14 protein-coding genes are annotated in these 12,433 nt (G+C 63.4%); 12 read left to right on the forward strand and 2 right to left on the reverse strand.

The genetic code is table 11. The features are described 5' to 3' along the window. Nucleotides 1-51: 51 nt before the first annotated feature. From exeF to exeN, 9 genes are all read left to right on the forward strand, one after another. Nucleotides 52-1,272 (forward strand): GspF family T2SS innner membrane protein variant ExeF, encoded by a 1,221-nt coding sequence (gene exeF / locus AACW87_RS17770; protein WP_043140779.1) that lies wholly within the window; start codon nucleotides 52-54, stop codon nucleotides 1,270-1,272. A 109-nt stretch (nucleotides 1,273-1,381) separates the two neighbouring features. Next, complete coding sequence (gene exeG, locus AACW87_RS17775; protein WP_042868940.1) at nucleotides 1,382-1,813, forward strand: GspG family T2SS major pseudopilin variant ExeG; 432 nt, start codon at nucleotides 1,382-1,384, stop codon at nucleotides 1,811-1,813. A gap of 163 nt (nucleotides 1,814-1,976) precedes the next feature. Then, the gene (gene exeH, locus AACW87_RS17780; protein ID WP_241325692.1) at nucleotides 1,977-2,528 is read left to right on the forward strand and encodes a GspH family T2SS minor pseudopilin variant ExeH; all 552 of its coding nucleotides are present in this window, start codon (nucleotides 1,977-1,979) and stop codon (nucleotides 2,526-2,528) included. Further along, on the forward strand, nucleotides 2,525-2,884 hold the full coding sequence (gene exeI, locus AACW87_RS17785; RefSeq protein WP_043140785.1) for a GspI family T2SS minor pseudopilin variant ExeI: 360 nt from the start codon (nucleotides 2,525-2,527) through the stop codon (nucleotides 2,882-2,884). Before exeH ends, exeI begins: the two co-directional genes overlap by 4 nt. Nucleotides 2,885-3,066: 182 nt before the next feature. Further along, on the forward strand, nucleotides 3,067-3,684 hold the full coding sequence (gene exeJ, locus AACW87_RS17790; RefSeq protein WP_043557437.1) for a GspJ family T2SS minor pseudopilin variant ExeJ: 618 nt from the start codon (nucleotides 3,067-3,069) through the stop codon (nucleotides 3,682-3,684). Then, nucleotides 3,674-4,693: a GspK family T2SS minor pseudopilin variant ExeK gene (exeK, locus tag AACW87_RS17795; RefSeq protein ID WP_103471666.1), complete on the forward strand. Its 1,020-nt coding sequence runs from the start codon at nucleotides 3,674-3,676 to the stop codon at nucleotides 4,691-4,693. The genes exeJ and exeK overlap by 11 nt, the downstream gene beginning before the upstream one ends. Nucleotides 4,694-4,814: 121 nt before the next feature. Beyond that, the gene (exeL, locus tag AACW87_RS17800) at nucleotides 4,815-5,999 is read left to right on the forward strand and encodes a GspL family type II secretion system protein ExeL (protein ID WP_098980845.1); all 1,185 of its coding nucleotides are present in this window, start codon (nucleotides 4,815-4,817) and stop codon (nucleotides 5,997-5,999) included. Further along, the gene (gene exeM, locus AACW87_RS17805; RefSeq protein ID WP_043557439.1) at nucleotides 5,996-6,487 is read left to right on the forward strand and encodes a GspM family type II secretion system protein ExeM; all 492 of its coding nucleotides are present in this window, start codon (nucleotides 5,996-5,998) and stop codon (nucleotides 6,485-6,487) included. Before exeL ends, exeM begins: the two co-directional genes overlap by 4 nt. Before the next feature lie 97 nt (nucleotides 6,488-6,584). Further along, nucleotides 6,585-7,343: a GspN family type II secretion system protein ExeN gene (gene exeN / locus AACW87_RS17810; protein ID WP_098980844.1), complete on the forward strand. Its 759-nt coding sequence runs from the start codon at nucleotides 6,585-6,587 to the stop codon at nucleotides 7,341-7,343. Nucleotides 7,344-7,405: 62 nt separating this feature from the next. Here exeN and AACW87_RS17815 read toward each other — a convergent pair whose 3' ends face one another. Beyond that, the gene (locus tag AACW87_RS17815) at nucleotides 7,406-8,227 is read right to left on the reverse strand and encodes a helix-turn-helix transcriptional regulator (protein WP_241325693.1); all 822 of its coding nucleotides are present in this window, start codon (nucleotides 8,225-8,227) and stop codon (nucleotides 7,406-7,408) included. 159 nt (nucleotides 8,228-8,386) lie between these two features. On the opposite strand from AACW87_RS17815, the gene tyrS reads away from it, so the two are divergent. Continuing rightward, nucleotides 8,387-9,655, forward strand: a complete 1,269-nt coding sequence (tyrS, locus tag AACW87_RS17820; RefSeq protein WP_241325694.1) for a tyrosine--tRNA ligase — start codon at nucleotides 8,387-8,389, stop codon at nucleotides 9,653-9,655. Nucleotides 9,656-9,789: 134 nt separating this feature from the next. Here the strand turns inward: tyrS and yrfG are convergent, their stop codons facing one another. Next, on the reverse strand, nucleotides 9,790-10,458 hold the full coding sequence (gene yrfG, locus AACW87_RS17825) for a GMP/IMP nucleotidase (RefSeq protein ID WP_241325695.1): 669 nt from the start codon (nucleotides 10,456-10,458) through the stop codon (nucleotides 9,790-9,792). Between the two features lie 196 nt (nucleotides 10,459-10,654). Between yrfG and nudE the strand changes: the two genes are divergently transcribed. Both nudE and cysQ read left to right on the forward strand, forming a co-directional pair. Then, complete coding sequence (nudE, locus tag AACW87_RS17830) at nucleotides 10,655-11,260, forward strand: ADP compounds hydrolase NudE (RefSeq protein ID WP_445206861.1); 606 nt, start codon at nucleotides 10,655-10,657, stop codon at nucleotides 11,258-11,260. A gap of 45 nt (nucleotides 11,261-11,305) precedes the next feature. Beyond that, entirely contained in the window at nucleotides 11,306-12,127 is an 822-nt protein-coding gene (gene cysQ / locus AACW87_RS17835; protein WP_042868960.1) for a 3'(2'),5'-bisphosphate nucleotidase CysQ, read from the forward strand. Nucleotides 12,128-12,433: the final 306 nt, after the last annotated feature.

Consider the following 12,433-nt stretch of genomic DNA (forward strand, 5'->3'; position numbering starts at 1 on the left):
TTGAATCGGGATAACGAGACGTCACAGTGCTAGGGCAGAGGAGCAAGAGTATTGTCAGCATTTGAATACAAAGCCCTCGACAGCAAGGGGCGCCAGAAGCAGGGGGTGACCGAGGGTGACTCGGCCCGTCAGGTGCGCCAGCAACTGCGTGAGCAGGGGCTGACCCCGCTCGAGGTGAACGAGACCACAGAGAAGGCAAAGCGGGAAGCGAATCGCTTCGTGCTGTTTCGCCGTGGCGCCTCCACCTCAGAGCTGGCCCTCATCACCCGTCAGCTGGCGACCCTGGTGGGCGCAGGGCTGACCATCGAAGAGGCGCTGCGGGCGGTGGCCGAGCAGTGCGAGAAGGCCCATCTGCGCAGCCTGGTGGCGACGGTACGCAGTAAGGTGGTAGAAGGTTACTCGCTGGCCGATTCGCTGGGGGCCTTCCCTCACGTGTTCGATCAGCTGTTTCGCTCCATGGTGGCGGCCGGTGAAAAATCGGGCCATCTGGAGAAGGTGCTGAACCGGCTCGCCGACTACACGGAGCAGCGCCAGCACATGCGCACCAAGCTGCTGCAGGCGATGATCTACCCCATAGTCCTCACTCTGGTGGCGGTCGGGGTCATCTCGATCCTGCTCACCGCAGTCGTGCCCAAGGTGGTGGCCCAGTTTGAACACATGGGTCAGCAACTGCCTGCGACGACCCGTTTCCTCATCGGTACCAGCGAGCTGATGCAGCATTACGGCCTCTGGTTCCTGCTGCTGCTGTTTATCGGTGGGTTTGTCTGGCGCTGGTGGCTGACCGACGAGAAGCGTCGCCGTCACTGGCATCAGGTGGTGCTGCGCCTGCCGGTCATAGGCCGGGTCAGCCGTGGTCTCAACACGGCCCGCTTCGCCCGCACCCTCAGCATACTCAACGCCAGCGCCGTCCCCCTGCTGGAGGGGATGAAGATTGCCGGCGAGGTGCTCTCCAATGACTTCGCCCGTACTCGCATCGGTGAGGCCACCGAACGGGTGCGGGAGGGGACCAGCCTGCGCAAGGCACTGGATGAAACCAAGATTTTCCCGCCCATGATGCTGCACATGATCGCCTCCGGCGAGCAGAGCGGCGAGCTCGACAGCATGCTGGAGCGGGCGGCTGACAACCAGGACAGGGAATTTGAAACCCAGGTGAACATCGCCCTCGGCGTGTTCGAGCCCCTGCTGGTGGTCTCCATGGCCGGGGTCGTGCTGTTTATCGTGATGTCGATCCTGCAGCCGATCCTCGAGCTCAACAACATGGTGAATTTATGATGTTGGCGTGCAGCTGACCCGGGTCGTTTCTGCCGTCAACCCGCTTGAACTCAACAATATGGTCAATCTCTGATGGCCTGCGCCATCTCATTTCGTTAGGGAGTAAGTCATGCAAAAGCGTCGTCAATCCGGTTTTACCCTGCTGGAAGTCATGGTGGTCATAGTGATCCTCGGGATCCTGGCCAGCCTGGTGGTGCCCAACCTGATGGGCAACAAGGAGAAGGCTGACCAGCAGAAAGCCGTCTCCGATATAGTGGCGCTGGAAAATGCCCTCGACATGTACAAGCTGGACAACAACCGTTACCCGACCACGGAGCAGGGCCTGGACGCACTGGTCAACAAGCCGACCGCCGCCCCCGAGCCGCGCAGCTACCGTGACGGCGGCTACATCAAGCGCCTGCCGCAGGATCCCTGGGGCAACCCGTACCAGATGCTGAGCCCGGGCCAGTTTGGCAAGATCGACATCTTCTCCATGGGGCTGGATGGCGAAGCCGGTACCGATGACGACATCGGCAACTGGAATCTGAAGGATTTCCAATAAGTGATTGATTGCGCTGCCATCAAGCTGCTGTGGATGAGGCTGCCGTGAGGGGCTCGTCGTCTCGTCATCGCCAAGCCGGCTTCACCCTGCGGGAGGTGATGTTGAGTGGCGCCATGCTGATGAGGCGGGAGTCTGCTGTCGTCACCTTGGTGGGGTGGGACCAATGAGGCGTCATCGCCAGTCGGGTTTCACCCTGCTGGAAGTATTGCTGGTGGCCATGCTGATGGGGCTGGTGGCCACCGCCGTCACCCTCAGCATGGGAGGCGCCAGAGGCGATCGCGAGCTCGACAAGCAGGCGCGCCGCTTCATGGCGACCCTGCAACAGGCGCAGGAGTATTCGGTGATGGATGGCCGGCTGGTGGGGCTTCGCATCGAGGATCGCGGCTGGCAGTTCATGCAGCGTGCCGCCAAGGATCGCAAGTGGCAGGCGCTGACCGGCGACAAGATCCTGGGACAGGTACAACTGCCCGACACCATGTTGCTGGCCATCGAACTCGAAGGGTTCAGCTGGCGAACCGAGTCCGACGAGAAAACCGAGCGGGGTCGGGACGAGAAGGAGCGCACGCCCCAGGTGCTGATCTTCCCCGGTGGCGAGCTCAGCCCCTTCGTGCTGACGCTGACCCAGCAGGATGAGGATGTGCGCTACCTGCGTACGGTCAAGGCGGATGAATTCGGCCGCTTGCGACTGCTGCAGGACGAGGAGGAAGAGGAATGAACGCCCGTGGCATGACATTGCTGGAAGTCATGGTCGCACTGGCGGTGTTTGCCATCGCGGGTCTCGCCGTGATGAAAACCGCCAGCGAGCACCTCTCTGCGCTCAATTATCTGGAAGAGAAGACGCTGGCGACCTGGGTGGTGGAGAATCAGCTGGTGCAGCAGAAGCTGGAGGCCAAGTGGCCCGGTGACAGCTGGGTGGAGGGGGACGAGCAGATGGCGGGCCAGACCTGGTACTGGCGCTATCGCGGCGTCGCCACCGCCGACAACAACTTCAAGGCGCTGGATATGGAAGTGCGTACCGCGCCCAAGGCCGAGAGCCCAGTGGCCTTCATCCGGACCTATATCAGCCGATGACAACAGCCAACGACACCCAAATGAAGTCTCGTCAGAGCGGCTTCACCCTGCTGGAGGCATCGATGCGGCCATCGCCAGTACCAAGGCCACGAGTTCGGCATTGTATGCGTCAGAGCGGCTTCACCCTGCTGGAGGCGTCGATGCGGCCATCGCCAGTACCAAGGCCGCGAGTTCGGCATTGCATGCGTCAGGGCGGCTTCACCCTGCTGGAAATGCTGGTGGCCATCGCCATCTTCGCCAGCCTCAGCATGGGCGCCTATCAGGTGCTGCAAGGGGTGCTCACCAGCGACGAGGTGGCCAAGAAGAAGGAGGCCCGCCTCTCCGAGTTGCAGCTGGCCTTCACCCTGATGGAGCGGGACATCACCCAGATGGTGCCCCGCAGCGGCCGTATCGACGGCGAGAACAACAAGGTGCTGCTGGCGGCATCCCGCTTCGGCCAGCAGAGCGATGACTGGGGCATGGCCTTCATTCGCGGTGGCTGGCTCAATCCGGATGGCATGCTGCCACGTTCCGGTTTGCAGCGGGTCGGCTGGCGGCTCAAGGATCACAAGCTGGAGCGGCTGAGCTATCTCTACCCGGATCCCGTGATAGGCACTGAGCCGCGCATCCAGCCCATGCTGGATCGGGTGACGGCGCTGCGGCTCTATTTTTACGACAAGGGGGCCTGGAAGGAGGAGTGGACCCAGCGCAACGTGCTGCCTTATGGCCTGGCGGTGGAGCTGGATCTGGAAGATTACGGCACCCTTCGCCGCCAGTTCCTTATCGGGGCCGGTGGCCAGCGAGCTGAAAATGCGAACTAAGCGGACCGGCAGCATGCCGTCTTGTCGTCGCCAGGGGGGCATGGCCCTGCTGGTGGTGCTGCTCATCTTGTCGGTGATGGTGATCATCGCCAGCAACATGAGTGGCCGCCTGCAGCTGGAGTTGCGCCGTACCGGCAACCTCACCGCCGGCAAGCAGGCCTGGTGGTATGCCATGTCGGCGGAAGCCCTGGTGAGCAAGGTGCTGGTTCAGGATTTCAAGGATGACCCCAATGTGGTGAACCTGGGGCAGAACTGGGCCAGGCAGGATGCTGTCTTCCCGGTGGATGACGGCAAGCTGACCGGCCGGGTGCGGGATCTGCAATCCTGCTTCAACCTCAACAGCCTGAGCGTGCCCCTGAAAGACGGGATCAGCGGCGACGACCTCGAGAAGCAGCCTTATCCGGTGAAGGCGTTTCGCGCCCTGCTCAAGCAGCTCGAGGTCGAGGATTACGAGGCGGTGCAGCTGACCGACGCCATCCGCGACTGGACCGACAAGGACACGGCACTGGTCTCCAGCTACGGCGCCGAGGATGCCTATTACGAGGGGCTGACGCCCCCTTATCTGACCGCGAACCAGTGGATGCTCAGCACGGACGAGCTGAGGGCGGTGCGCGGTGTGAGCGCCAGGCTGTATGCCCGACTGGCGCCTTATGTCTGCGCCCTGCCGAGCGACAAGCTGCTGGTGAACATCAACACCATCAAGCCGGAACAGGCGGCGCTGCTGGTGGCCCTCTATCTGGACAAGGTGGGGCTCGATGACGCCAAGCGGGTGCTGACCAGCCGCCCCCAGAAGGGGTGGAAGGAGAAAAAGGCGATGACGGATCAGATGCCGGTACCGCTGAGCACCATCCCCGGGCTGGATGCCGTACTGGACGTCAAGAGCAGCTACTTCGAGGCCAGGCTGATCGCCGAGGTGGGTGATACCCGGGCCAGGCTGGAAAGCGTCTTCGTGCGTGGCAAGGACAACAAGCTGGTGATGCTGCGTCGCCTCAACGGCGGCGCCGAATGACAGACAGGTGTGGGTGGCGGCCGCTGGCCGTACCCGCCCTGACCCCGTATTGGACAGCAGCCGAGGGCTGCGCTCCCGCCCATCCAGAGGGATGCGGACGGGAATGGCAGGAGAGATATTTGTGAGCGAGAGTCTGGTCATCCGTCTGGGGACCAATGCGCAGCAACCGGTCGAGTGGCTGGTGTGGTCGGCCAAGGAGGAGGAGATCATTGCCTCCGGCACCCTGGCCTCGGCCCATGCCCTCGGCGAGTTGCGGGAGCGTGCCGGTGGCCGCCCCGTGGTGACCCTGGTACCGGGCAGCGATCTTATCTTCCGGCGGGTGAGCCTGCCGGGCAAATACAATCGCCAGGCCGCGGCCGCCTTGCCCTACCTGCTGGAGGAGCAGATCGCATCCGACGTGGATGAGCTGCATCTGGTGGTGCTGGGCCACGAGGGCCACGAGGTGGACCTGATGGCGGTCGACAAGGAGAAGATGCAGATCTGGCTGGGCTGGCTGCAGCAGGCGGGCCTCAAGAGCCAGCAGCTGTTGCCGGACGTACTGGCCCTGCCGCCCGCTGCCGACGGCTGGTCTGCCCTGCAACTTGGCAAGGAGTGGCTGCTGCGTCAGGGCCCCTGTCAGGGCATAGTGGCCGACGAGTCGCTGCTGGCCATGTTGCTGGCGGCCGAGGCCGACCCCGTCACCATCCACAGCCATACCCCCTTGCCGGCGATCCCGGCGGCCAACTGGCTGGCGGCGGATCCCGAACTGCCCATGTTGCTGCTGGCCAAAGGGGCGCTGAACTGCCAGGCCAACCTGTTGCAGGGCCCCTACCGGCCGCAGACCGAATACTCCCGCTACTGGCTGCAGTGGCGCAAGGTGGCCGTGGTGGCCGGGCTCTTGCTGCTGGTGGCGCTGACCCAGCGCGGTATGCATCTTTATCAGCTGGCGGAGCAGGACAAGGCCCTCAAGGCCGAGATCCGGCAGGTCTACACCCGCATCTTCCCGGGGGAGAACCGCATCGTCAACGTACGCAGCCAGATGGCACAGCACCTCAAGTTGCTGGGGCAGACCCCGCAGGATGGCGTGCTCTTGCTGCTGACCGAACTGGCCCCCACCTTTGCCGAGGTGCCGGGCCTCAAGCCGCAGGTGTTGCGTTTCGACGCCGCCAGGGGCGAGCTGAGATTGCAGGTGACGGCGCCCGGTTTCGCCGAGATAGAGCGCTTTCGCGAACTGGCGGGCAAGCGCTTCGAGGTGCAGCAGGGCGAGGTGCGCAGCACAGAGGGCAAGGTTGAAGGGGCACTGGTGCTGAAGGGTAAATCATCATGATGGACAAACTACAAGGCTGGTGGCGCAGCATCAGCGCCCGCGAGCAGCGGCTGGTGGCCGTGGGGGGCAGCTGCCTGCTTATCGGGTTCTGCTACTGGATCGTCTGGCAACCCATCGCCAACCGCATCGCCGAGCGCGAGCGGCAGGTGCTGAGCCAGCAACAGACGCTCGCCTGGCTGAAAGAGAAGGGGGAAGAGGTGCTGGCGATGCAGGGCGGTCAGGGCCGCCAGATCGACACCAGCGGTACCCTAGAAGGGGTGGTGAACCGCACCGCCTTCAACCAGAAGATCAAGATTGCCCGTCTGCAACCCCAGGGTCAGGAGCTGCAGGTGTGGATCGATACGGTCCAGTTCGATGATCTGCTGATCTGGCTGGCGAGCCTGGCCGATCAGCACGGTGTACAGGTGCAGGTGATCGAGGTGGCCCGCGAGAATCTGGCGCCGGGTCTGGTCAAGGTCAGACGCCTGCAGTTGAGTCGTCCCCAATGACGCCAGGCGTGCCGGGCGTCGTCCGGTTTCCTGCATCTCGTCCCGGTATGGTGCCGGGCCTGGCCAAGGCCAGATATTTGCAATCGAGTCGTTTTCTATGAAGCAAAAAGTACTGATCGCCGTCCTGTTCCTGGTGGCCTATCTCGGTTTTCTGCTGGTAAAGCTGCCAGCCACCCTGGTGGTGCGCCATCTGCCGTTGCCGCCCAACCTGGTGCAGCTGGAAGGGGTGAGCGGCACCCTCTGGAGCGGCCAGGTCGCCCGGCTGCAATACGCCAGCGAGTCGCTGACCCAGCTGCGCTGGGAGCTCAACGGCTGGTCGCTGCTGCGCTTCGCCCCCGAGGTCTCCCTGCGTTTCGGTGATCGCAGCGGCCTCAACGGCCAGGGCGTGGTCGGCTGGAACGGCGCCGCCTTTGGTCGCGACATCACCCTCAACGTGCCCGCGTCCTGGGTGCTGGATCGGGTGCCCATGCGGCTGCCGTTCCCGCTGACGGTGGCGGGCCAGCTGCAGCTCAAGGTCGATCAGTTTGCCCAGGGCAATCCCTGGTGTGACAACCTCTACGGCAACCTCCATTGGTATGGTGCCGATGCCGATACCCCGGCCGGCAAGCTGCCGCTGGGGGATCCCGAGCTCAAGCTGACCTGCATCGACTCCCGGCTGGTGGCCGAGCTCAAGCAGGGCTCGGAGGCGGTGCAGGTGCTGGGCAAGCTGGAGCTGCAGCCCAATCGCCAGTACCTGTTCCAGGGCACCCTCAAACCGGGCCCGGAACTGCCGGATCAGATGAAGCAGGGGCTGCCCTTCCTCGGTCAGCCCGACGGTCAGGGGCGCTTCCCGCTGCGCTATCAGGGCCGCATCTGACGACATCGTCTGACTGTCTGGAAAAAGGATGAACAGGACCCCGCTTCGGTGGGGTCCTGTCGTTATGGGGCTCCAGTCTCGCCGCTCGGCGCCGTGATGAGATGGTTCAGAAAGAAGCTGAACAGCTCGGCGCGCGAGCCGAGCCGCAGCTTGCCGTAAAGGTGCTTGCGGTGATTCTTCACAGTGCCGCTGCCAATCCCCAGCTCGGTGGCGATCGCCTCGGTATCCAGCCCCTGCAGCAGTAACCCCGCCACCTGGCGCTCCCGGCGGGTGAGTCTATCTCCGCCCACGCTGGCGATGGCCTGCGCCACCGCGGCCTTCAGGCTGGCACTGTCAGGCAGCGCCGGGCTTTCCGCCAACAGCGGCTGGCTCTGCTGCCACTGCTGGCGGCAGAGGGAGTGTACCAGCGGAAAGATCGCCTCCAGTCGGGTCAGCTCGCCGCGGCTCAAGACGCTGCGCTTGTCGAGGCGGCCGAGAAACAGCATGAGCGTCAGTCCGTCCCGCACCGGCAGGATCAACCCCACCTCCTCCTGCCAGCCGGTAGCCTGATAGAAGTGGTGGCGATACTCGGGATCCAGCCGCCCTTGTGACACCTGCGCCAGGGTCCAGACCCCGGCCTCCAGACCCTGTTCCAGCGCCAGCATAAAGGGGTCCTGGCTGAAGTGGCTGGTGAGGTAGCGGTCAAACAGCAGGGCCCGCTGGTGGCTCAGGTTGTCGTAGAGGTAGACGGGGCGCTGCCCGACCCCGAGCAGCAGGGCGCAGTCGAACGCCACCTGCTGCTGGATCAGACGCACCAGGGCCGCCGGAAAGGCGCTGCCGTGCAGGGCATCGACCACCTCGGTCATGCTGCGGGTCAGGGCATCTGTGGCGAATGGCTGGGTCATGGTCGTTGAATCATGGTGGTGGGCTCCCGGGGGTGGGGAGCCGCTCCCCACTATGACAGGATGCTAGCACGAGAGTGGCAAAACTGTCCCCTAGGGGACATATCCGCAGCGCACCAGAGCGGCGAGTATGGCCACTTTTCCCCTGCTGCTGGAGCACCCATGATCAACCCCCACCTGCTCGATGAGCTGACCGAGCGCGGCCTTGTGGCCCAGAATTCCGACCCGGCGGCACTGGCCGATCATCTCGCCACGCCGCGTACCCTCTACTGCGGGTTCGATCCCACCGCCGGCAGCCTGCACATAGGTCACCTGGTGCCGCTCTTGATGCTGCGCCGCTTCCAGCTGGCGGGACACACCCCGGTGGCCCTGGTGGGCGGGGCCACAGGCCTTATCGGCGATCCCAGCTTCAAGGCGACCGAGCGCAGCCTCAACAGCAGTGAAACCGTGCAGGGCTGGGTCGCCAGCCTGTCGGCCCAGATCAAGGCGCTGCTGCCCGCCGATGACGGCCTGTCGGCCCCTGTGCTGGTCAACAACGGCGACTGGATGGGGCAGATGTCGGCCCTCGATTTTCTGCGCGACATCGGCAAGCACTTCTCGGTCAACGCCATGCTGGCGCGGGAATCGGTACGCCAGCGGCTGGCCCGCCCGGATCAGGGCATCTCCTTTACCGAGTTCTCCTACACCCTGCTGCAATCCCAGGATTTTGCGGTGCTGCACCAGATGCTCGGCTGCACCCTGCAGATCGGTGGCAACGATCAGTGGGGCAATATCACCAGCGGCATGGATCTCACCCGCCGTCTGCATCAGGCCCAGGTGTACGGCATGACGTTGCCGCTCATCACCAAGGCGGACGGTACCAAGTTCGGCAAGACAGAAGGGGGCGCGGTCTGGCTGGATCCTGCGCTCACCTCGCCCTACGCCTTCTACCAGTTCTGGCTCGGCACCGCGGATGAAGATGTCTACCGCTTCCTGCGCTACTACAGCTTTATGTCGCTGGCCGAGATTGCCGAGCTGGAAGCGGAAGATGCCCAGCGGCAGGGGCGCAAGCAGGCCCAGCAGGTGCTGGCGGACGAGCTGACCGAACTGGTGCACGGCAAGGCGGCGCTGGCTGCGGCGCGTCGCATCAGCGAGCTGCTGTTCAGCGGCGAGGTGGCGCGCCTTGGCGAGAGCGATCTTGCCCAGCTGGCGCAAGACGGCATGCCGAGCTGCACCGTCGGTGGCGAGACGGATCTGGTCAGCCTGCTGGTCGAGAGCGGTCTGGCGAACTCGAAGCGCATTGCCCGCGAACTGCTGGCGGCGGGGGCCATCAGTCTCAATGGCGTCATCAAGCAGGATGAGCAGCTGAGTGCAGAGGATCGGCTGTTTGGCCGCTACCTGCTGCTGCGCCGGGGCAAGAAGCAGTACCAGCTGGTGGCGTGGGCAGAGTAGCCTGCTGCGCCATAGCAACGAGAAAGGGCTGCCCGGGCAGCCCTTTCCATTGTGCGGCAGTCAGCAGGCTCGCTCTGCCAGCCGCAGTTGCCCGGCATCACGGAGAAGACGATTAGCGGCTTATTTTTTGATGTTCAGAGGGCGAGGGGCAGCAGTTCGGCATAGTCACGGATCGCCGGGAAGGCGGTGATGTGCTGCTCGGGCTGGCGGCTGTCAGGGTTCTGGATGGCGAGCTGATAGCCGATGCCGTAGTCGGCGGCGGCGCGCAGGATCCGCTCGCTGTCATCCACAAACAGGGTACGGGCCGGCTCGAACGCCAGCCGTTCCGCCAGCGCCTGCCAGCAGTGCTGGCTCTCCTTGGACCAGCCCAGCTCGTGGGTGCTCACCATCAGATCCAGATGATCAGACAGCCCCAGCTGCGCATCCTTCACCGACAGGCTGGCGGGGTGGGCGTTGGTGAAGAGCACCAGCCGCTTGCCTGCCGCCCGCAGCTCGGCCAGAAAGGGGATGGCGTTGGGCCGCCACCGGATCTTCTCCAGCAGCTCCTGCTTGAGGGTGCGTATGTCCAGCCCCAGGGTCTGGCTCCAGTAATCCACGCAGTACCAGTCGAGGGTGCCGCTGACGGCGTGATAGTGCCGATCGATCCGCGCCTTGGCCTCATCCAGCGGCAGACCGAGCCGCTCGGCGTAATGCGCCGGCACCAGTTGCTGCCAGAGGTGGTTGTCAAAATGGAGATCGATCAGGGTGCCATCCATATCGAGCAGGACTGTGTCTATCTGGTGCCAGGGCAAGGGGGTCGGCATGGGGCTTCTCGCGGTCAATGAGGGGGAGGGAAACGGGGCGGCATTATAACGGATTTTTCCGTCCGCTTTCGCCGCTTTGCCCCGTGGTGTTCGCTCGGGGAGTCGTTTACTCTTGAAGCACGATTTTTTAACGAGCAGCCAGCGCCTGATGAGTGACCACCACAAGAGCCAGCCCGAATACCTCAGCGTCGAGAAGATGGCGCATGACAAGAGCAAACCGGAGATCCTCAGTGTCGAGAAGATGGCGCATGACAAGAGCAAACCGGAGATCCTCAAGGCCGAGATAGTGGCCGAGAGCCTGCTGTTCAAGGTGGAATCCCTGCATCTGAAATTCAGCAATGGAGAGGAGCGGGTCTACGAACGGATGCGCGGTGGCAACCGGGGCGCCGTCATGGTGGTGCCCCTGTTCGATGCCCACACCCTGCTGCTGGTGCGCGAGTACGCGGCGGGCACCCACTCTTACGAGCTGGGCTTTCCCAAGGGGCTGATAGACCCGGGCGAGAACGCCTTCGAGGCGGGCAACCGGGAGCTGATGGAGGAGGCGGGCTTCGGCGCCAACAGCCTGATCCCCCTCAAGCAGGTGTCGCTGGCGCCCGGTTACTTCTCCAGCCGGATGGACATACTGCTGGCGCGGGATCTCTTCCCGGAGCAACGGATAGGTGATGAGCCCGAGCCCCTCGAGGTGATCCCCTGGCCCCTCAACCGTATTGACGAATTGCTGGCACGACCCGACTTCAGCGAGTCGCGCAGCATCAGTGCCCTGCTGCTGGCCCAGAAGTGGCTGGCGGAGCAGGAAAACTAGCCCAAACCTGGGCAGAGGCAATAAATAAAAACAGAGGATAACAAGATGCAGGAGTTGTTGGCCTGGGTTCCTGGGGTCAAGGAGATCGCCCGCGAAGCGGGGCGTATCCTTCACGAAATCTATCACGGCGGTCAGTTCGAGCGTCAGCTGAAGGAGGATGCGACCCCGGTCACCAGTGCCGATCTTGCTGCCGATGCCTACCTCAAACAGGCGCTGTCGGCGCTCACCCCCCATGTGCCCGTGCTGACCGAAGAGGCGGCCGATGTGCCCTTCAGTCTGCGAGCCAACTGGCGGCAGTACTGGCTGGTAGATCCCCTCGACGGCACAGGTGAGTTCATCGCCGGCAGCGGCGACTTCGCCACCCTGATCGCCCTGGTGCGGGACAATGTGCCCGTGCTCGGCGTCATCTATGCCCCCGAATCCGACGTGCTCTACTGGGCGGTGCGCGGCCACGGCGCCTTCAAGGAGGTGAACGGCGAGACCTTGCCCATCAGCGCCATGCACCACGAACACGATCAGCCCGATTCGCTGGTGGTGGCCATCAGCCGTCGCCAGAAGCTGGAGAACCTGACCCGTCGTCTCAATCCGGCCATCAACTACGAGCTGATCCCGCTCGGCTCCAGCTCCCTCAAATCCTGTCTGGTAGCGGAAGGGGCGGCCGACTGCTACGTGCGGCTCGGCCCCACCGGCGAGTGGGATACCGCCGCTGCCCAGTGCATCGTCGAGGCGGCGGGTGGCCGCATCCTCAGCCTGGCGCTGCAGCCGCTCAGTTACAACGAAACCGAGTCGCTGGAGAACCCGGACTTCATCGTCATGGGGGATCCGGATCTAGCCTGGGGCAAGATCCTGGCCCATCAGGCGGGTTGATCCTCTGTCGCCGTCCACCAGACGGATGGATGCTCTGTCGTCAGACGACACAAACAGGCGGCCTCAGGGCCGCCTGTTTGCTTGGTGTGATCCGCTGGTTTTATCGCAGATGAGCAGGGATATCCGCTGGCAAAGCACGAGAATGACAGTGGATGATCACAATCCTTCTTGAGTAATTGGCATGATTTTTTCAGGTAATTCTGCAAACGATCCATTGGGCAAAATAAAAAAGTGAGTATTAATAGGAATTTGGTTTTATATTTCATTTAAATTGATTTTTGTAGTTTTACTCGATTATGTGATCCC

The sequence above is a fragment of the Aeromonas sp. MR7 genome (genome assembly GCF_963899385.1).
Lineage (GTDB): Bacteria > Pseudomonadota > Gammaproteobacteria > Enterobacterales > Aeromonadaceae > Aeromonas > Aeromonas bestiarum.